The organism is Paenibacillus tyrphae (genome assembly GCF_027925525.1).
Taxonomy (GTDB): Bacteria; Bacillota; Bacilli; order Paenibacillales; family NBRC-103111; genus Paenibacillus_G; species Paenibacillus_G tyrfis_B.
In genome coordinates, this window is record NZ_BSDJ01000003.1 from 117,595 (window position 1) to 137,897 (window position 20,303).

The 20,303-nt window shown below is 46.6% G+C and carries 22 protein-coding genes; 6 read left to right on the forward strand and 16 right to left on the reverse strand.

The annotated features are described in order from the left end of the window. Positions 1-556: 556 nt before the first annotated feature. From QMG93_RS04155 to QMG93_RS04210, 12 genes are all read right to left on the reverse strand, one after another. Positions 557-1,198 (reverse strand): ABC transporter ATP-binding protein, encoded by a 642-nt coding sequence (locus tag QMG93_RS04155; RefSeq protein ID WP_281933763.1) that lies wholly within the window; start codon positions 1,196-1,198, stop codon positions 557-559. Between the two features lie 8 nt (positions 1,199-1,206). Continuing rightward, positions 1,207-3,429, reverse strand: coding sequence for a bacteriocin-associated integral membrane family protein (locus QMG93_RS04160; RefSeq protein WP_281933764.1), 2,223 nt, complete (start codon positions 3,427-3,429; stop codon positions 1,207-1,209). Positions 3,430-3,645: 216 nt separating this feature from the next. Beyond that, complete coding sequence (locus QMG93_RS04165; RefSeq protein WP_281933765.1) at positions 3,646-4,047, reverse strand: lactococcin 972 family bacteriocin; 402 nt, start codon at positions 4,045-4,047, stop codon at positions 3,646-3,648. Positions 4,048-4,420: 373 nt separating this feature from the next. Beyond that, positions 4,421-5,740: a helix-turn-helix transcriptional regulator gene (locus QMG93_RS04170; RefSeq protein WP_309299651.1), complete on the reverse strand. Its 1,320-nt coding sequence runs from the start codon at positions 5,738-5,740 to the stop codon at positions 4,421-4,423. A gap of 154 nt (positions 5,741-5,894) precedes the next feature. Beyond that, complete coding sequence (locus tag QMG93_RS04175) at positions 5,895-6,416, reverse strand: HEAT repeat domain-containing protein (protein ID WP_281933769.1); 522 nt, start codon at positions 6,414-6,416, stop codon at positions 5,895-5,897. Between the two features lie 62 nt (positions 6,417-6,478). Further along, positions 6,479-6,721 (reverse strand): hypothetical protein, encoded by a 243-nt coding sequence (locus QMG93_RS04180; protein ID WP_281933771.1) that lies wholly within the window; start codon positions 6,719-6,721, stop codon positions 6,479-6,481. Positions 6,722-6,725: 4 nt separating this feature from the next. Beyond that, complete coding sequence (locus QMG93_RS04185; RefSeq protein ID WP_010503758.1) at positions 6,726-6,893, reverse strand: aspartyl-phosphate phosphatase Spo0E family protein; 168 nt, start codon at positions 6,891-6,893, stop codon at positions 6,726-6,728. A gap of 323 nt (positions 6,894-7,216) precedes the next feature. Next, positions 7,217-7,381 (reverse strand): hypothetical protein, encoded by a 165-nt coding sequence (locus tag QMG93_RS04190; protein ID WP_281933773.1) that lies wholly within the window; start codon positions 7,379-7,381, stop codon positions 7,217-7,219. A gap of 14 nt (positions 7,382-7,395) precedes the next feature. Further along, a complete protein-coding gene (locus tag QMG93_RS04195; RefSeq protein ID WP_281933774.1) occupies positions 7,396-7,923 on the reverse strand; it encodes a GNAT family N-acetyltransferase in 528 nt (175 codons plus the stop codon). Positions 7,924-8,102: 179 nt separating this feature from the next. Further along, positions 8,103-9,449, reverse strand: coding sequence for a helix-turn-helix domain-containing protein (locus tag QMG93_RS04200; RefSeq protein ID WP_281933776.1), 1,347 nt, complete (start codon positions 9,447-9,449; stop codon positions 8,103-8,105). Between the two features lie 262 nt (positions 9,450-9,711). Beyond that, positions 9,712-9,942, reverse strand: coding sequence for a hypothetical protein (locus QMG93_RS04205; protein WP_216795974.1), 231 nt, complete (start codon positions 9,940-9,942; stop codon positions 9,712-9,714). A gap of 498 nt (positions 9,943-10,440) precedes the next feature. Beyond that, positions 10,441-10,812 carry a winged helix-turn-helix transcriptional regulator gene (locus QMG93_RS04210; protein ID WP_010500138.1) on the reverse strand — a complete coding sequence of 124 codons (372 nt, stop codon included), beginning with the start codon at positions 10,810-10,812 and terminating at the stop codon, positions 10,441-10,443. Positions 10,813-10,947: 135 nt separating this feature from the next. On the opposite strand from QMG93_RS04210, the gene QMG93_RS04215 reads away from it, so the two are divergent. Beyond that, entirely contained in the window at positions 10,948-12,165 is a 1,218-nt protein-coding gene (locus QMG93_RS04215) for an MFS transporter (RefSeq protein WP_281933780.1), read from the forward strand. 73 nt (positions 12,166-12,238) lie between these two features. Continuing rightward, positions 12,239-13,081 (forward strand): aldo/keto reductase, encoded by an 843-nt coding sequence (locus tag QMG93_RS04220; protein WP_281933782.1) that lies wholly within the window; start codon positions 12,239-12,241, stop codon positions 13,079-13,081. Positions 13,082-13,386: 305 nt separating this feature from the next. Here the strand turns inward: QMG93_RS04220 and QMG93_RS04225 are convergent, their stop codons facing one another. After that, complete coding sequence (locus QMG93_RS04225; protein WP_281933784.1) at positions 13,387-14,715, reverse strand: helix-turn-helix domain-containing protein; 1,329 nt, start codon at positions 14,713-14,715, stop codon at positions 13,387-13,389. Between the two features lie 182 nt (positions 14,716-14,897). Between QMG93_RS04225 and QMG93_RS04230 the strand changes: the two genes are divergently transcribed. Together QMG93_RS04230 and QMG93_RS04235 are read left to right on the forward strand one after the other, a co-directional pair. After that, positions 14,898-15,323 (forward strand): ribonuclease domain-containing protein, encoded by a 426-nt coding sequence (locus QMG93_RS04230; RefSeq protein ID WP_281933786.1) that lies wholly within the window; start codon positions 14,898-14,900, stop codon positions 15,321-15,323. 20 nt (positions 15,324-15,343) lie between these two features. Then, positions 15,344-15,622 carry a barstar family protein gene (locus QMG93_RS04235; protein ID WP_281933787.1) on the forward strand — a complete coding sequence of 93 codons (279 nt, stop codon included), beginning with the start codon at positions 15,344-15,346 and terminating at the stop codon, positions 15,620-15,622. 338 nt (positions 15,623-15,960) lie between these two features. On the opposite strand, the gene QMG93_RS04240 is transcribed toward QMG93_RS04235, so the two are convergent. Together QMG93_RS04240 and QMG93_RS04245 are read right to left on the reverse strand one after the other, a co-directional pair. Next, a complete protein-coding gene (locus QMG93_RS04240) occupies positions 15,961-16,827 on the reverse strand; it encodes an aminoglycoside 6-adenylyltransferase (RefSeq protein WP_281933789.1) in 867 nt (288 codons plus the stop codon). A gap of 203 nt (positions 16,828-17,030) precedes the next feature. Further along, on the reverse strand, positions 17,031-17,978 hold the full coding sequence (locus tag QMG93_RS04245) for a helix-turn-helix transcriptional regulator (RefSeq protein ID WP_281933791.1): 948 nt from the start codon (positions 17,976-17,978) through the stop codon (positions 17,031-17,033). Between the two features lie 129 nt (positions 17,979-18,107). On the opposite strand from QMG93_RS04245, the gene QMG93_RS04250 reads away from it, so the two are divergent. Both QMG93_RS04250 and QMG93_RS04255 read left to right on the forward strand, forming a co-directional pair. Then, complete coding sequence (locus QMG93_RS04250) at positions 18,108-18,530, forward strand: VOC family protein (protein WP_281933793.1); 423 nt, start codon at positions 18,108-18,110, stop codon at positions 18,528-18,530. Positions 18,531-18,654: 124 nt separating this feature from the next. After that, a complete protein-coding gene (locus QMG93_RS04255; protein WP_281933795.1) occupies positions 18,655-19,335 on the forward strand; it encodes a lysoplasmalogenase in 681 nt (226 codons plus the stop codon). Here QMG93_RS04255 and QMG93_RS04260 read toward each other — a convergent pair. Beyond that, positions 19,332-20,243, reverse strand: a complete 912-nt coding sequence (locus QMG93_RS04260; RefSeq protein WP_281933797.1) for an SDR family oxidoreductase — start codon at positions 20,241-20,243, stop codon at positions 19,332-19,334. The two genes, QMG93_RS04255 and QMG93_RS04260, sit on opposite strands and share 4 nt — an antisense overlap. Between the last annotated feature and the right edge of the window lie 60 nt (positions 20,244-20,303).

Sequence of the window (20,303 nt, forward strand, 5' to 3'; positions counted from 1 at the left end):
ACGAAAAGGCCCCTGCCGCAAAGATTACGATCAAGAGCCGATTTTTTGCAAAGGGCTACTGCTCCAGTTACCCCTCTTCTTTCATATACCTAGCACATAATACAAACATAGGTATTACTATTGCTGCAGTCCAAAGACTGAGCGATCCGTTAAAAAAAGTAATGACTACAAGGATAACTGTGAGAGCAAAAACAAACTGTGCTTTTCTTTTATTGGGCTGCTTTGACCGTTTAGAGATAATATACAGTATGCCCCAAGCCAGTAGTACGTAGAATCCTAGGAAGGATAAGACTAGAATAAGGGCTTGATTTGTTGTAATAGGTATGATGTGCTACCTCCCCACATGTATCCTGTTTGCAGCCGTTGCCAACGAAATTCTTCTTTTCGACAGCTTCTCATTATCTGTTTTTTCTTCTAATAAAGTAAAGAACAATAATAATTAACACAACTAGTAAAGTAAGAAAGAGAATATGCATCGGTGAATAAGCTCCGCCGCCGCCCATCGTATCACCTGCCTTTAAATTATTGATCTATTGGAATTTTAACAATTTAACCTTCATGATAGTTCGATGATACGGTTGCATGCTTTCGCTACGTCGGGGTCGTGGGTGACGATAATGATGGTTTTCCCTGAATGATGAAGCTCTTTTAAGATGCTCATGATTTCGTCTCGATTGGCGGTATCCAGTGAGCCTGTAGGTTCATCGGCCAGGATTAAATCGCAAGGCTTTAACAATATTCTAGCGATAGCGACCCGCTGCTGCTCTCCTCCCGAAAGCTCGTGTATTTTTCGCTTGAGAGAAAGGCTTAAACCAACCTTCTCCAAAGCCTCAGTTTTCAGCAGTTGTTTTGCACTCTTCGTTTTTTTGGAATACAGCAATGGGATATCCAGATTTTCGTCTACCGTGGCATTATCAATCAGCGCGTAATTTTGGAACAGGTGCACAAGCCTCGTTCTAAGGAGTTGCTTTGCCTTAATCGAACCGATCCGGGGAAGTTCTTCGCCGAATAGTTTGACTACACCATCATCGGGCTTTTCAAGCATCCCCATAATATTGAGCACCGTTGTCTTGCCAGATCCGCTTTTCCCTGTAATCGCCACCATTTCGCCTTCGGCGATGGCTAGACTGATATTGTTCAGTACGACATGATCGGCATAGCTTTTACTTATGTTTTGAAGCTCACAAATCGGTTCCATGCTTCCCATCAGCCCCCTTTTAAAACCTTTACTTTGTTTCGCTTTTCGACGGTCAAGAGTGCGATGACGGAAGCTACGATCTCAATACATACAACGATTCCGCTTACTGCAAGCATCCTGCTGTCAACCGTTCCCTTCACCATAAAGCAAACCAGCAGTTGAAAAAGCCATGTCATGACGAACAAATATACGTATTCCTTATACGTTCTAAAAAAGTCCGTGCCGAACAATCGGCGTACGACAATCTTTTGTTGATTTTTATGGAAAAATACGATGATGTTTTGCGAGATCAGGAATAACAACCCCGATACCATTCCCAGACTGATAAGCCATAGCTGGTTCATTTGTTTCTCAAGACTATAGAGTTGTTCCAACATATACTGGTCGACTGTCACCAGTTGTTTTAAGTTATCATCCAACCGCAGCTTTCGAAGTTCGGGCTCAAGCGATTTATAGGTTAATGCGGTATCCCGGTCTGTCAGCTTTATCTTCAAGGGATCTGTGCTTCCTCCACCAAGAATGGAGTCCCTATAGATAGCGAGGCTATTTTTTTCAGTTACAACCTCAATGATAGGGTTTAGGATCATATTATTTTCTGCTGGAAATACATCTGGATTGAAGCTGAATATTTTCTGATCGTTAGCCAGCCATACGATCTGAATCGGAGCCTGAATCATGCGATCCGGAACCTCTCGATGCAAAACTTTCTGCTCCGCATCCACATAAGACTTTTTGGTTTTTTCGAAAAAGTCAATGATTTGAGATTGCCGACTCTGATATTTTACAGGCACCAGCAAAACCCAGTTCGTCGTGTCCTCGGATACATGCACGGGGTTATTTCGAATGTCATACACAGGAAATTCCTGTAGGTAATTATTGTTCACCTTTACTGAGCGTATTCCGTCGTAATCTTTGTTCAGACGAAGGGCTTGTTCTTCATATTGGCGCGCATTTATTAATACCGAACCCCGCTGATTGAGAATCGGATATAAGTCGCTGTTCATAACGGCTATTTGTTCAGGAAAACCACCGGGCAAGTTGTTTTGGTCGTGCCCTGTATACAGAGGATAAAAGATTCCATAGTCTTTGCCCTGTTCCCAATGACTTAAATTTTTTTGTTTTTTACTTATTTCCATATATTGAACAAAGATCGAATGCCCCATGATAACCAAAAGGATCGAGCACACCACTTTGAGCAGCAAATTTAATATGAACAGCCCGTTGGTATCTTTTCTGTTTTTGATGATCTGGTTTACCTTGATTTTGGAAATATAGAAATAGGACACAAGCGAACAGACTGTGATCAGCGCATACGTTTTAAGCTCATCTTTAAGCACGTTATATATAAATACATGGGTTGTATCTTCTATAAAAAAAGTAAAAATCAAGGACAGGATCATCGTTAACATGAAAGCAACAATGATCAGTCTTCCGATGACGATATACCATAAGCGATGATTGGATAGGCCGTGCATTTTTAGAATGCCTATCTTTTTAGATTCGTTGAAAATACAATAAATAAACAAAAGCAATATAATAAATAAAATGATGTCATGGCAATAGGTCAAGTAGGCTAGCGATGATGCGGCCGCACTTTCGACTAGTTCTATTTTCGTTTTCTTAAAGTCCTCAGGACTATAGGAAATTTGGCTGTTGTACTTTTTGTAATACGCATTGAGCTTCTGAGCAAAGCTCTCCAAGAAACGTCCTAGCGCCTTATCGTCCGAAACCTCCGCAAAATACGGACCGGCAACACGCAGATACTGATAGGAGGCTCGAAGAGGCTTTATTGTAATCAGGTGATTGCCCCCAAAATCTTTGATGACCCCGACTTGATTCTCATCTTGGATTTTGGCTGAAGACAGGAAGAGATTTCCTTGTTGTGTGTCTTCGGCAGTCAAAAAGTGGCCGCTTTTTAAATTAAAATGGTTAAAAAAATTGGTATCGCCGGTTAGTAATACATACTTTATTACCTCTACGCTATTATCCGGCTTGCTATTGATACTTGGCCTGAATATATTTATCCTTAACTCCCTTGCAGTCTCGAATAAGAGGGGATACAGTTCATCCGGGTTTGCCAGCATGGGGTCATCCGGGATGACGAATCCTTTTGCCATATTCTCCTCTAGCGCTTCGATTGTTCCGATTTCTTCATTATCGGTTTGCTTGAAGGAGATATAAAAAGAGAGAACGGATGCCATAATCAGAAAAACTACTACGATTTTTTTCAATTTAAACAAACTCCTTAGTAGGTTGTTTGCTTCATCCGCAAACTGCTGCAGACACCCGCTAAAACGCCGGCGGGAATTGCTTTATATCATGGACGTTTAGTTGATCTCGGGCAGGACCAAAAGAATGATATTGTAAAAATCATTACCATAAACTTATTTAGTTTATGATAATGCTTTTCTTCACCAATTCATTACTTTATACCATATTATTTCATATCAATCATATGTTTGCCAGTATGCGTGCGTTTGAGCAGAAAGATCTCCAAGAGCACTAGCATACGATGTCGTTCCAGATAATGTATATCCGCTGAAGTTCGTCTGAGTTCCTATCGACGCTGTGGAAGCATGAGCTTTGGTCGGATGATTATAATTTGACCACACTCGCTTTTTCCACACCAGCCAACCCTGCCATTCCGACTTAGTACCATAATCCCATGTTCCGCCCCCAACATTCTCAGTGGTTTCCATTGTTACTGGGGAGACGGCAAACGGCGTTACATCGGCATTGGTTAGATCTACCGAACCTCTCGTTGCGTCTTCTTTGGCAGCCATTGCCTGTCCAGTGGATAAAGCGAGTATTGCAACCATGGTTACACCTAAAATACGTTTCTTAAGCATAGAGCATCTCACTCCCGTTTTTAGAATTGTTTTGGTTATTATTTTGTCGGTCTTGAACAAAAATAGTCATCCTTCAGTTCATCATCCACGTCATTTTAGTCTTAGAAGAAGTATCTGATCTAAACGTTGATTGCACGTACCACCTCCTTTTCAGAGAATGAACCTTTTTTTCGGAACCAAAAGCTGCGCAACTTCCTGATTTCCGTTTTCATTTGTGTTCATTCTCGCCCCCCCTCGAATCAATAATAATACTTATTTTCCATTTTAAGGGTTTTTTGATTTTTGAAAATTTTTTCGCAATAAAAAAAGCATTCTGATCATCAGAATGCTTTAGACATAATTCTATTGAAATCCGATCTGGCGTTTTGCGCAGCTAAACCACCCAAAGCCTGATCGATTCGTAATACTGGATTTGAGTTTCGGAAGCGTAACTCCGATGCTTCTCAAATAAAGCGACGCAGCGGGCCAAGTCCTCGTATCGCTTCATCTTCAAGCATAGCGAAATGCAGAATATCGTTTCCTTCATCCCGTTTTCATAGCGTTCTTTCGTAAACTCATAAACGGCTCTATGATAACAAAACCAAAGATATCTGCGTGAATTAATTAGATCGTCTAAAAAACAATCGAATTGGCTGATCGCGTCAGTAAAGCGATGCAGAACGTGATCGATACAAAAGCCGTGGGTATTCGCCGATTTTACAATCGTCTCCAAACCGGACAAAAGCCGGTCAAGGCTCTCCAGGTAATCCACGTATTCACCCAGAATGCCGTCATTGCCCATCAATACTTCAAGCGTGTAAAGATTCGCCTGCGCGTAAACTTTAAATCTTTCGACATCTTGCCAGCCGGACTCGTTAAGAGGCTCAAACCAACTAAGATCGGCATAATGCTGGACAACTGTTTTCGCTTCTTGGTAAAGCCCTCTTTTCTCCAATACAGCACCCTCAAATAATAAACCCATGCCAAAGTAATAAACCAAGTGACGCTCTACCGATACTTCTTCCACCATTTTTAGCTTATAGAGAATCAGGCTTAGTTCCGAAAGCTCTTGTGCAAACCGCTCGACTTCATTCCATTTCTCCAACGAGTAACAAACCTTAGCCAACTTCAAAAGAGCCGCAAGCTGGAGATATTCCGGTAATCGTCTTCGAAAAGGCTCAAATTGAATAACCGATTTCCAGTTCTTCTCTTCATCCGTACCTTGAGCAATTAGAAATAGCCGATATTGGCTTATCGCCATAAACTCGGAAAAATTGTCTTTGTTATTGTCGACCACCAGTTGATAAAAGCGCGCCGACTCCCCCAGCCTCCCGTTCTCGAAAAGCTTCTCCGCCGCAGCAAAGATAATGGACATGTTCTTGGGGTTATCGAGAATCTTGGAAACCACTGGTTCAATACAATCCACTCGGCCAGTCTCTGCACATCGCACCAGATACGGGATCAAGCGCGGCCGGGACAATTTATTGTCCGAAATGCATTCTTCTGTGTACAGCTCGTACAGCCATCCAGGGGGCTTCCCAAAAACTTCTGCCAGAGCGTCCAAATGACCGATTGTCATGGCACGAGACCGGCCATTTAACACCATGCTCAAATTTCCGGCGTTAATCCCCGTCAGTTCGGCTACTTTATTTAGGCTGTAGCCATGCAGCTTCATCTGGTCTTCGATTTCCAGCCGCAAAGAGCGATTATCCATCCGCACGGAACACCCTCCCCTAAATCTATAAAACCATACTACCATAACAGGGAATTAACATAAAATAACAGGTGAATAAAAATTTCCTAGTATCAAATCTGGTAAATTCTTTTCACAAAAAGTAACCTTGATGGGCAAATGCCAGTCAAGGTTACTAGGGTATGGCTGCTTCGATTTTAGATTCATTCAGAGCTTCTAGAATGAGATCAATAACGTCTGGATCTTCTTCTTTTTCCAGAACTCCCGTTAATACGCCAATAATCCTGTCATCCTCGATTTGGGATAGGGCGGTTACAGCTGCGCACCTAATATCGGGGTCAGGGTCTCTTAACAGATTGGTGAGAGGTGCAATTAAGCTTGGATTCGGGAAAGATGCAGCGATATGCGAGCACCAATACCTGACTCCGGTATGTTCACTTTTTAAAGCCGAAATTAAATGCGGAAGCACTTGCTCTACCGAAAACTTCATTAGCACGTCTTCAATCAGCTGATATACCCCGAAGCCGCTGCCTTCGCCAAACGAATTTAGAAATAATGGAATGCATTGAGGATCGGGATGATTTAAAAAGTGCACCCTCACGTCGTTATACTTTTGGATGACTTCGAATTTCGCCTCGGTATCTCTTGAAAAGGGCTGATTGTTTTTCAAAAACATAATGGCTTGTGCGGAATTCATTTATTTAGTCGAATCCTCCTAAAGATCCAAAAATCTGCTCAAGACTTGTTTGAATCGTTATATTAGTGGTCCGTTTTATTTTTCTTGCGAAATAAGAGCCGCTCGCGCAAAATAGTTTCAATCTGCTCGCTGCTATAGCCAAACTCAGCCAGCATTTTGGCTGTAACTCCGGCATTCGCCCTCGCCCTGCTTTCAGCATCATGTAAATCCTTGATGCCGTAGAGTCTCTCAAAGATAGCGCCAATCCGGGCAAGATAGAGAATCCGTTCCTCGCTCTCCCCGTCCAGTAAATAATCATGTGTCACTGTATCATCCACACACTTTCAGTTTAGAAGACTTTTGAGCCATGAGAATGTACCGGTCCAGACGTTGACTTAGCTGTACCACCTCCTCGTGCGATAATGAACCTTTCTCCTCAACCAATCGCACTAACTGCTGACGAAGCTGTCTGATTTTCTGTTCTAGCTTCATACTCATACATTATCCACCATCCTTATCCACGACTCCTTATCTCTATAATAATGCCGTTTTTCCATATTAAGGGTCTTAGAATTTGAGAAATATTTTTTTCGACAAAAAATGCATTTCGAACTGCTTACCTATGCTATTTGCTGTGCAGATAAAGAAAATGTATAGGGAAGGATCATTATACCTCTTACATATAATTAACCACGGGACCGTTAATAATCCCAACAGCAGCCGAGTTTTATTCACCGTTAGCCGAATGTTGAAATGTGCTCATAAGAAAACCGCCCGTTGAAAAGGCGGTTATATCAAGTACATGTTCAGTTTTATATTTTTTATTTCGCCTGCTTAAAGGACGAAATAATTAGCGATCCTATAAACCAAAAGGCACCGCCCACGATTCCCGCTAGCATTGAAATATCTTTATCCATAAAGTAATGTGCGGCCATCCCAAAAATTGCAAATGACAATCCCCCTGCTGCAGCGTTAATAATCGGCACAGCCTCACATCCAATCACCAATGTTTTTCCATCGCTTCTTCACATCGAGCAAATCCATTTCTTGTATAAAACGGGACACTGTCGCTACTGGGCCAAACGATAAGAAATTCAACCCCATTCTCTTTTGACCACTTTTCCATAGCGGAATGAATCTCTGTTCCGATACCTTGACTTCGAAAAGCAGGGTGAGTATAGACATTGGTAACATAGCCGTAATACGGGTCTGGAGATTTCCCCGGCCTTGGTACTTTATGTATTAACTGTAGATACATGTGCGAAACTATACTTTTTTCAACTTCCGCCACCCATATGTACCAATCTCCACTTCCCATAGCTTTGACCAAAAATTCACGACAAATAGGGTAAAACTCCTCGAAATTAACCGTACTGGTATGCTCCTCTTCCGAGAAATCCCAACGCATCCGAACAAGTTCATCTACATCGTCTAATGTAGCTAATCGTACAATAGCCATACGCTCGTTCCTCTCGATATGTTCTTGAACATCGGTTATCAACATAATGGAATAATAAGCTTTTAACAAGAAAGCACCCCAAGAGTAACTGGGATGCTTTATCTAAAGCTTAGTATTGAAATAGTTCTAAAAATCCACACCATGAGTAAGCGCTTTAATAATCAACTCACCGGGGCTTGATATCTGGAGATGATCGACCAACCCACTAAACAACCCGAAACATAAAACTAGAGTCAGTAAAATTTTTTTCACTTTCTATACACCTCCTCTCTTATAACCGTTGCTTGGTAATCCTTAATTTGTCGCTTTGATGCATATCCTCGATACTTTTCAAATAAGGAAACACACCGGGCAAAATCCTCATGTCGGTTCATTTCTTTAGCCAAACTAATGCAACGTAAAATTTCATCAATTCCTTGTTCGATTTTCTCATTCCTGAACTCATAAACCGCTTTATGATAGCGAAACCAAAGATGTCTCCCGGAATTAATTAAATCGTTGTCAAAAGAATCGAAACGGGTAATAGACTTGGAAAAACGTTGTAGTATTGGATCAACACAAAAGCCGTATGTATTCGCTGATTTTAAAATGGTAGTTAGTCCGGACAAGATTTCATTAAGTTTATCGAGTCCTTCCAAATATTCTACATATTCGTTCAGGATACTATCATTGCCTGTTAATACTTCCAGCGTGTAAAGGTTCGCTTTCGCGAAAACTTTAAATTTTTCAACCTCTTTCAATCCCTCTTTGTCCAGAGGTTCAAATCTTTCAAGATGAGCGTAATCTTGTACAACTCTTTTAGCGTCTTCGTACAAGCCCTTTTCCTCTAAGACAGCACCCTTAAATAAAAGGCCCATGCCCAAATAATATACTAGGTGACGCTCAAACGGACCTGCTTCCTCCGTTTTTAGCTCATAGAAAATAGAACTTAGTTCTATGAGTTCTTCAGCAAAACGTTGGACTTCATTCCATTTCTCCAATGAATAACAAACCTTGGCCAGTTTTACCAGTGCTGCGAGTTGGTGGTTTTCCGGCAAGCGTTTTCTAAAAGGTTCAAATTGTATAGCCGATTTCCAGTTCTTCTCGGCATCCGTGCCTTGGGCGATCAGAAATAAACGATAATGGCTCATAGCCAGCATCTCGGAAAAACTATCTTTTACATTGTCGACAACAAGTTGATAAAACCGTGTCGATTCCTTATATTTTCCCTTTTGAAACAGTTTTTCGGCAACAGGAAAAATTACGGATACATTTTTCGCATTATCCAAAATCTTAGAGATGACCGGTTCAATACAATCGTTTCTGCCAACCTCGGCACATCGCACCAAATACGGAATTAACCGCGGCCGGGACAATTTCTCTTCGGAAATGCACTCCTCCGTATATAGTTCATACAGCCATCCGGGAACCTTTCCGAACACTCTTGCCAAAGCGTCTAATTGACGGATTGTCATTGCGCGGGAAACACCATTCAACGCCATGCTGAGATTTCCGACATTAATCCCCGTCAATTCAGCCACTTGATTAAGGTTATAGCCATGCAGTTTCATTTGGTCTTCAATTTCCACGCGCAAAGACCGGTTAACAACCCGCATAAAAGGCGCCCTCCTCAAATTTATAAGTTTATTTTACCACAATATACCATTACTATGAAACGAAAATATTCATATTTTGGTTGAAAATCAGGATTTATTTTACAATTTTCATCAGAAAATTTTATCTGCTTTTCGCGAAATCTTGATTTTAAAGGAAGTTTTTCTCTTTTTTTATAGATTGGGTTTAATTAGGGAGGAATAAACTAAAATTAACCTTGGGTGAATCTATGGAGAAATGCAAACGATAGTGTGGGGGGATCGGTTAATGAAGTACGAAACGAGCGAACGCAATGACATAATAGAACATAGCGGCGATGGCAAGAGCAGCATAACAGACTCCCAGCGCATAGATCAGAGCTTGTCCGCCATACCCCAACAGTTTCCAATACCACGGCAACGGTTCTTCCGGAAGCTCACTCCAATAGGATTTGGGGTAACGCGATTTCCAAGTGTCCGTGTGGGGCCGGTATTCACCTGGTTTTTGCTCCTTCATTACATCTCACCCTTTTTTTCGAGGTTTTCCACGGGATATATGCGTAACCTGATTCAGGCGTTCCAACGGAATCAAAAAAAGACGACCCCTGACGAGTACAGGAATCATCTCTTAGCTGTGTAGAAACTCTAGGAAATTCAGATACTCATTAACGGATGAACCCCTCCTCGTCTGACAATAAGCTTCTGTTCAACCAATCGTATCAACCGCTGCCGTAGCTTCCTGATTTTCCGTTTTCGCTTTTTATTCATATTAACCATCCCCGAATCCTATTATATTGATCGTTTTCCATATACAGGTTTTTTGGTTTTTGGAATAATTTTTTTCGACAAAGACAATGTTGTTGGTAATGTTAATCGTGAGCAGAAAAGTTGCGTCAAGAGAAAAAGAAAGAGAGCACCTCAACGCGGTACTCTCTCGGGAATACTTGAAGCCTTAGCTCAAATATTCCTTTTTTTATCGTCCAGAGGAATCGTGGACAGATCCACGTTCACGTCTCTAATGATTTAAAATATTGTCCTCCAATACGGTGAACTTATCGCCGTATTCTTTAATAATATGGTGTTCTCCCCAGGAGCAAAGGGCATCCAGAATCGGCTTGAGGCTCCACCCATATTCGCTCAGCTCGTATTCGACCTTGGGCGGCACTTGATGATACGTAATCCGGTTGACGATTCCGTCCGCCTCCAGCTCCCGCAGTTGCTGGGTCAGCATCTTTTGCGTAATGCTGGGCATAATACGCTTGAGATCGCTCGTCCGCTTCTTTCCGCGCGTCAAGTGACAGAGAATCACGCACTTCCATTTTCCTCCGATGACTTCCAAGGTTGCTTCCACCGAAATATTATACTTCTTATTGGTTCCTGTACTCATGCAAAGTCCTCCAATTGTTATAGGCACTTTTTAGTGCCTACCGCACTTTAAAGTACGTACTAGCCAAAAATGCTTGCTCCTCTCATAATAGCATATATCGGCCGATGATGAATACACGGATAGAGGTGAGAAAACATGCAATTGGATCAAAAACGGAGTATACTTGCGCTTTTGGCTCTGGCCATTAGCGCCTATGCGATCGGAACAACCGAGTTTATCAGCGTGGGGCTGCTGCCCCTGATCGCCGAAAACCTTCATATATCGGTCACAACCGCAGGACTGACCGTGACGCTGTATGCGCTCGGTGTCACCTTCGGGGCTCCTGTGCTGACCTCACTCACCACGGGAATGTCCCGCAAGTCGCTGCTGATTGCCATTATGGTCGTTTTTATCGCCGGCAACAGTCTGGCGGCGGCTTCCGGAAGCATCGGCATCCTGTTGACGGCCCGCGTGCTATCCGCTTTGTCGCACGGCGTATTTATGTCGATCGCATCGACCATCGCCGCCGATCTCGTGCCGGAGAACAAACGGGCGAGTGCGATCTCCATGATGTTCTCAGGCCTGACGGTCGCCATTGTGACTGGCGTACCGCTCGGTACCTGGATCGGCCAGCAGATGGGCTGGCGGGCGGCCTTCGTCACCATCGCCGTCATCGGCCTGATCGCGCTGATCGCCAACCTGATCTTGATCCCCGCCTCGCTGCGTAAGGGCGTTCCGACCCCGGTGCGCGAGCAGGTGAAGCTGGTGACGAATGGCAGGCCGCTGCTTGCGTTCGCTATCACGGCTCTCGGGTATGGAGGCACCTTTGTCGTATTTACTTATTTATCCCCATTGCTGCATGAAATAACCGGATTTGCCGAAAGCACGGTAGCGGTTATCCTGCTGATTTACGCCGTCGCGATTGCGATCGGCAATGTCATCGGGGGAAAGGTAGCCAACCACCGGCCGCTCAAGGCTCTGTTCTATATGTTCATCCTGCAGGCGATCGTGCTGCTGGTGTTGATGGTGACCGCACCATTCAAGGTAGCCGGGTTGATCACGATCTTCTTCATGGGCCTGCTGGCCTTCATGAACGTTCCCGGGCTGCAGATTTATGTCGTTATGCTGGCCGAGCGCTTCGCGCCGGGAGCTAAGGATGTCGCTTCCGCCGTCAACATCGCCGCGTTCAATGCGGGCATCGCCATTGGGGCCTATCTGGGTGGTGTGGTCACCGATTCGATAGGATTGATTCATACCACCTGGATCGGCGCTATCATGGTCTTAGCCGCGGTTTTGCTGACCGGCTTGAGCATGGCACTGGAACGCAAGGGCGTACCGGTTCGCGCTGTGCGGCCGGGGCCAGCCCGGTCTTGATTAGGGCCGTTACCAGCTCCAACAAGACATCATGTATTCAAATTTACCATTTACCCTACTGGAGGTTTTATCTATGACAACGCATCTGCAAGCAACTACGACTCTAAATAACGGAAAGGCTATGCCTTGGTTCGGCATCGGCGTATTCAAAGTCGAGGACGGTCCCGAGCTCGTGGACGCGGTCAAAGCGGCTGTCGCCCATGGCTACCGCAGCATCGACACGGCGGCCATCTATGACAACGAGCGCAGCGTAGGTCAGGCTATCCATGAAGCCCTCCAAGAAACGGGACTCTCCCGCGAAGACCTGTTCGTCACTTCCAAGGTATGGAACGCCGATCTCGGCTATGAAGCGACGCTCGCCGCCTATGAGACCAGCTTGGAGAAGCTGGGGCTGGATTATCTGGATCTGTACCTGATTCACTGGCCGGTGGACGGCAAGTACAAGGACGCTTGGCGTGCGCTCGAAGCGCTGTACAAGGCCGGACGCGTCAAAGCGATCGGCGTCAGCAACTTCCAGATTCATCATCTGGAGGACCTGATGAAAGATGCCGAGATCAAGCCGATGGTGAACCAGGTCGAGCTCCATCCGCGGCTCAGCCAACAAGCGCTGCGCGACTTCTGCGCCCGGCATGACATTCAGATCGAAGCGTGGTCGCCTCTGATGCAGGGCCAACTGCTGGACAACCCGGTGCTGCAGGAAATCGGCGCCCGTCACGGTAAGTCGATCGCCCAAGTCATTCTGCGCTGGGATCTGCAGCACGGCATCGTAACGATTCCCAAGTCGACGAAGGCTCACCGGATTATCGAGAACGCCTCGGTGTTCGACTTCGAGCTGACAAGTGAAGAGATGGCCCACATCGATGCGCTGAACCAGAACCTGCGGGTTGGACCGGACCCTGACAATTTTGACTTCTAAGCCTGGCCCGGCCATAACGAAGAACACCAGTTCCCTAGCAGGGGGGCTGGTCAGCCTGTTGAGAAACCTCAACAGGCTATTTCTTATTTTCATTGTTTAGTTAATATGGCGTTAGTTGCACAGCTAATCGCAATTCCCACTACATTAATTCACTTCCAATGACTTCATTTATATAAACAAAACCCCTTCAACCAATAATTGAAAGGGTTCTTGAAAACATATTCTTTTTGAATAGACAAACTGCGTTTAGTAAATTCAAGTTATCGTACTATACTATCAGTTGTCAGAAGTCCCTAAACGTAGCGTTAAACAGCTCTGACAGGATATTTGAGAAAGCTTTCTATTTGTTGCTCCGTTGCATATGCCTTATATTGTTCAAACAAGGCAGTGCAGCGGACATAATCCTCATTCCGGCTCATTTTGTGGGCTAAGGCAAGGCAGTGTAACGTCTCATCCAGCCCTTCTTCGATTCGTCCGTGTCTGAACTCATACATAGCCTTATGATACCTAAATCGAAGGTGTCGATCCGAAAGGATGAGATCGTCGTCAAAAGAATGAAAAGCATGAATGGCTTCGGAAAAACGCGGTAATACGTGATTAGCAGAGAAACCATAGGTATTTGCTGATTTTAAGATCGCGATTAATCCGGCCAGAATGTCTTCAAGCCAGTTAAGGCTCGCCAAATAATCGGCATATTCGTCAATAATGCCTTTGTTCCCGGTTAGCACCTCAAGCGTATATAAATTTGCTTTCGCAAAAATACGAAACGTTTCTTCTTCTTTCTTACCTGATTCATCGAGAGGTTCCGGCCATTCCAGATTAGCATAGCTGTGTACGTATTTTTTGGCATCATCGTATAACTCCTGCTTTTCTAATACGACGCTTTTAAACAAGAGTCCTATGCCGTAGTAGTATATCAAATGTCGCTCGCTCTCAATCTTCTCTCGTGTTCTGCACAATGCCATACTTAACTCCGCTAGCTCATCCGCGAATTTCTCAACCTCGTCCCACTTCTGCAAAGCAAAGCAGGCCTTAGTCAGCTTTAATAGTGAGGCCAGTTGGTGATGCTCCGGCAGACGTTTTCGGAACGGTTCAAACCGAATGATCGCTCTCCAATTCTTCTCCGCATCCGTACCTTGAGCTATGAGAAATAATCGATAATGACTCACGGCCAGCATCTCGGAGAAGCTATCCTTGGTCCCGTCAATCACGACTTGGTAGAAATGCTCTGCTTCCCGCAATCTCTCCGTCTGGAAGAGCTGCTCTGCCACGGCAAAAATAATGGATACGTTCTTCGGATTATCAAGGAGCTTGGAGATCACCGGTTCAATACAATCATGACGGCCGAGCTCTGCACATCGCACCAAGTAAGGAATCAACCGCCGTCGGGACCATTTTTCCTCCGAAATGCATTCTTCTGTATACAGCTCGTACAGCCATCCTGGGGCTTTCCCAAAAAGCCGGGCCAAAGCATCCAATTGACCGATTGTGATCGAACGGGCTACACCATTCAAGGCTCGGCTTAAATTTCCTGCGTTGATCCCTGTTAATTCAGCCACTTGATTGAGGCTGTAGCCATGCAGTTTCATCTGGTCTTCAATTTCCCAACGCAAAGGACGATTGATACCCCGCACGAAGAAACCCTCCTCTAGCAATATAGATCAATTTTACCTTAATATGGCATCTGAATAAAATGAAAAAATACGACCGTGGAATGGGTAGTTGGAATGCGGGGCTCATGTTTTGTGGATATTTTGAAACTTCTAATGGATCACTACCGTAAATATTCGGGTACCGAATTGATAAAAAAGTGAGGATGAGCCTCTTGAAAGTCATGAAGTTCGTATTGTTTGCATTGTTAAGTTTATTGCTTCTGGCTGGTTGCGGATTGCTTCAAGAAAAATCGCAATCACAAGGTCTGACCAGTTTTGAAGATGTCGCAAAGTACATAAAGGCCCATAATAAACTGCCTGATAATTTCATCACAAAAGACGAAGCAAGAAAACTGGGCTGGGACCCCCAGAAAGGAAACTTGCATAAAGTCGCGCCAGGCAAAAGCATTGGCGGCGATGTCTATCAAAATCGTGAAGGAAAATTACCAGCAAAAAAGGGAAGGTTATGGTACGAAGCCGATATTAATTACAAATCTGGCCATCGGGGAAAGGACCGAATCTTATTTTCCAACGATGGTTTAATATACAAAACGGAAAATCATTACGAGACGTTTGAACAAATAAAGTGAGTCAATGGAGGGATTAGGGATTGCGGGATATTATATTAGATGGCAGTAAAATTGATAATGTCAGTCAACTGCACGCCGTCTTGAAAGAAGCCCTGGAGCTGCCGGAGTATTATGGCAATAATTTAGACGCTTTGTGGGATTGTTTGACAGGTTGGGTTGAAATGCCGCTGACGATTCGGTGGTTACATTTTCAAGAGAGCGAGAAGAAGCTAGGGGAATATAGTAATCGTTTGCTGCTACTTTTTCGAGATGTTGAACAAGAAATCGAAGGATTTCATCTGCTGCTTGACCCTAATTGAACGCATTTCGATCAAAAAATTACCGTGGAGAGTGCCCTATAACAATCGGAAGTGAACATTATCTCATGAAAAGTCGCATACAATGCGGCTTTTCTTTTTTTTGTTTTCATCATCTGATGGGGCCGCACAGTGACATGAGAGTAAGATGTTTTAAATTTTCGCATTTGATATACCAAAAAAAGAAGGGCTGACCACGTCTCGAGATGAATCAGCACCTTCCTTGAAAAAAATAACACTTCAATGGCGGTTGAATAATTCACAGTTGTATTGCGTTGTCTCTTGCAACTGGTCGACTCAACTCTGGGTTACGCCGATCATGTCAGCTCATCCGTTACCAATCATTGGTTAGCGTCCGGAGCTAAATGCCGAACATGCTTTAAATAGGCGGTGACGCGCTGATCGTCTTCCAGAGGATATTCGTAATTCAATCGGTTCGCCACATCCTGCGCGGTTCGGCGGAACAACTCCCCCATGGCGAACAAGGCTCGCCAGACTCCTTCGTAAGTCGTGTCCGGGAAGGTGGACATCAATGCGTGCCAGTTCTCCCTCGAAAGATGCTTCTCTAAATATTTGCCGTTTTTGCCTGTGCTGACCGAAAAATCGGTGCCGATGCCAACCTGCCATTCGAGCATCTGAATCAGCATCGGTCTCACGGCCGCGTTCAAATGATCTTGAGCATAGAGCATTTCTCGTCTCCATAAGCCTTTGGCCACGTACGTGGATACCCACCAGAATTCATTGCAGCAATCGGCAAAAAGCTTGGCCGACGGGCGCTTCACCCAATAATCCACGTCTGTCGGGGCTGGAAGCAAGGGAAGGCAATCGTCTTTGTCCAACAAAACGACGGCCAGTTTATCGTCGCTGTTCCAGTTGTCCTTCTGCTCGAACGGACACAGGGTCAGGTCAATCCGGTTGCCATCCGCGAACAGCATCAGGTAGGGGAACTTTCCATCCAGCTCGGGAGGAATAAGCTTCATCTCTTCCGGCTTCTGCATGATAATCCGGCTGCCGAAGCGGTCGATCCACTGCTTATCTTCTATAAAAGAAGGCAGATCATGAACGATATACACGATGTCGTAATCCTGAAACACATCTTTCGGCGCATTCGGATTCGTTCGCGACCCGTTCATCCCGACCGCCCGGATTCGCTCATCGTTTCGGGCCATATTCAAAATTAAATTCATCATTTCCTGTTCGCTTCTCATCTTCGTTCCAACCTCCATCGAATATAGTCAGGGTTCGGCATTCAGACGAGGCGGGCGGTCCGCGAATACGGACAGCATCGGACGCTCTTAGATCGAGACGTTATAAGTTATCCAACAGCTTTTTCATGATGATCATCCTCCTGTCTCTTGATTATAACTCCAGTTTATGGAAGGGTACAACGCTTCTTCCTTACAAGGCGCGGCTAAACGTACCTCGCCATCATCTCGGCCAGCCTTCGCTTGATGTTATCGATCAGCTCCGGCGGGTGCTGTACGGTCGCATCGGCGCCCAAGCCGATGAAAAACTGCGCCAGAAACGGAATGTCCCCCTTCGGCAAACTGCCTTCCAGCCATCCGGTGCCGTCCTCGCGGCGGTGCAGCTTGGTCGCCGACCAATGCTCGGCCTCGCATCGATGGACCCCCTCCTCGGTCAGCTCCACATACAGACTGGTGAATTCCTGCTCCGAGGGGAGCAGTGCCTCCCGGTTGCCGAGGTGGAGATGCCGGAGGTTAAGCGGCTGCGTTCCGGAAGTATCCTCCTCCGCGGACTTGATCCGGTCGCACCGGAACAAGCGGATATCTTCGCGAAGGAAGCAGTAGGCGGGACAGTACCATAAACCACTGCTGGCATAAATGCCGACCGGCTGGATGAGTCTGGTGGATACGCCTTCGCGCGATTCGTATTCGATGCGGATCACCTTTTGCCGGATAGCTCCGTCCAGCAGGATCGACAAATAAGGGAATTTCGCCTGTCTCGACGGAATCACAAAATCAATCCGGTTCTTCATCTCATCGATCCGATCGCGCACATCCCCCGACATGTAAAAATAAAATTTGCTCAAGGCGGAGGAAGACTCTGTCTCGAAGGGCAGGTAGGCATAGTGGCGCAGAGCATGACACGCAAAAAAGATCGCAACCGCCTCCTCCTCGGTAAAGGCGATCGGGGGCAAAATCCGTTCGTTCAATACCTGATACCCGCCATGAGGTCCCACCTCTGAATATAACGGCACCCCAAGCTCGCTCAGTTCCTGCAAATCGCGCAGAATCGTCCTCGTCGATACGTCAAACTCCGAGGCCAGTTCCTTAACGGTAAATTTCTTCTTTCGGTTGACGGTCATCATCAATTCCATCAGTCGTTTTGATTTGGACATGGCCTGGCTCCGATTTTATTTTTGTATTTGTGACAATAGTTGTCACTATTATAAGCTACAATAAGAACCAAGACCAGCTGATTTAAACGAAGCCGGCCGAATCGATAACATCAAAGGAGCTGTTGAAGAATGACGATGCAAATTACCCCTTTTATTATGCTGGATGGTCAGGCGGAGGAAGCGATCCGTTTCTACGAGCAAGCTTTGGGAGCCAAGGTGGTGTTCAAGCAAACCTTCGGTCAAGCGCCGGAAACCCCCGAGCAACCGATGCCGGAAGAAGTAAAATCGCGTGTCGCGCACAGCGTGCTCAAGATCGGCGACGCGGAGTTGTTCGTAGCCGATGGTTTCCCGGGCGAATTCGGGCAGCGGGGCGACCAACTGAGCATCTGCATGACGAGCGGCGATGTCGAAACGTCGAAGCGGTTGTTCGAAGCGCTTCAGCAGGACGGTCAGGTGAGGATGCCGCTGGAGGAGATTTATTTTAGCCCGGCCTACGGCATGGTTACGGATAAATTCGGCGTCACCTTCCAAATCTTTACCAAAAGACCATAATCGGATGGGGACGGCTCGCAAGGCGGAGCGGGGGCGAATTTCGCGGCGTGGTTTTAAACGTGTTTTAAACTGCATTTGCTAAACTGAACCTGTTAGCTACATTCACGCAGGGAGGTTTATAAAAATGTACCGAAAACTGTTGCCTACGGCGATTCTCTGCTCCGGGGCCGCGTATCTCATCGCAATGGCGGCCGAGAACCTGCTCTTGCGGTGGATTCTGAAACCGGGGACGATGCTGCTCATTATCGCGCTTGCGCTGACAGCCGTCCCCTTTTCCCGCGTGTATCGGCGCTTGATGCTCGCCGGGCTTGTCTTCTCCGTCGTCGGCGACGCGCTGCTGCTCCTCCCCGACAATCAATGGTTTACGCTGGGCGTCGGCTCTTTCTTGATCGCCCACGTGTTCTACATCTTGGCGCTGCTGACCCGTCGCCGTCCGACTCTGGCACGCCTGCTTTCTCTGCTCCCTATTGTCGCTTACGGCGTCGGGCTGCTGACCGGATTGCATGACGGCATGTTCGCCAGTCCTGGCAACGGCGGCCTGTGGATTCCTATCGTAGTTTATGTGGCTGTCATTTCCGTAATGGTCTGGACGGCCGTCCTGAGCGGCAGCCGGACCGCTGCGATCGGCTCGATCCTGTTCTTCCTCTCCGATTCGCTGCTCGCATGGAACAAGTTTGTGACGCCGATGGAATGGGCCGGATACGGAGTCATGGTCACCTACTACCTGGCCCAATACTTGATGGCCCGCAGCGTGGAAGCGCCGCGCCTTAATCCGAGCAGCGCTCGGGTAACGGAAAGCCGCTAGGGCCGCCGGACATTCGCGTCCATCCAAAGACGGCCCGAATGAAAGTCAGCGCCGCGCCCCGTATCGCCTGACAGCCCAACCTCTTGCTCGCTCCAGGCCCACAGCCTGCGGGCAAGCTCCATGTCTTGGGCCCGGGCCGATACCGGCGCAACTCGTTTGCGGTAAAAGTATTCGCCGCTGATGGAGCTTACCTCCGGACTCGAAGCGAGGTAAACGGTCGTGCGGGCGCCCTCCTCCGGGGTCAGGAAAAACGGCCGCAGCAAGGCGTGAATCTTGCCGCCGAAGCCGGTGGCGCGGTCGACGCCGAGATTGGTACCGACCGCGCCCGGATGCAGCGAGTTGGCCGTCGCTTTCGTTCCTTTCAGCCGTTCCGCCAGCTCCTTCGTGAACAGAATGTTCGCCAGCTTGGACTGCGCGTAGCCTTTCCACACGCTGTATCCTTTCGTCAAATGCGGGTCGTCGAAATGAATGTTTCCGATCTTATGAGCCCCGGATGACACGGTGACGACCCGTCCTTGCGGCGAACGCAGAAGCGGCTCCAGCAGCAGGTTGGTCAGCAAAAAGTGCCCCAGATGATTCACGCCCATCATCGCCTCGAAGCCGTCGGCGGTCGTCTGCCGCTTGATCGCGACGACGCCCGCATTATTGATGAGCGCGTCCAGCGTATCGTGCTGCTCATCGAACGCCGCGGCGAAGGTGCGGACGGAGGCCAGCGAGCCGAGGTCCAACTGCACCAGCCGCAGCCGGTCCGAGCCGCTCTGCCGCTGCGCTTCCTGCAGCGCCTGTTCGCCGCGTTCCCGGCTGCGGCAGGCCATAATGACATGCGCTCCCAGCCTTGCCAGCTCCACCGTCGCAGCAAGCCCCATTCCGGAGTTGGCCCCCGTTACGATCACGATGCGGTCCCGCATCCGAATCCCTCCTTTTTTCTATTATTATAGTGCTTCGGCTATCGTTCTAGGTAAAGAATG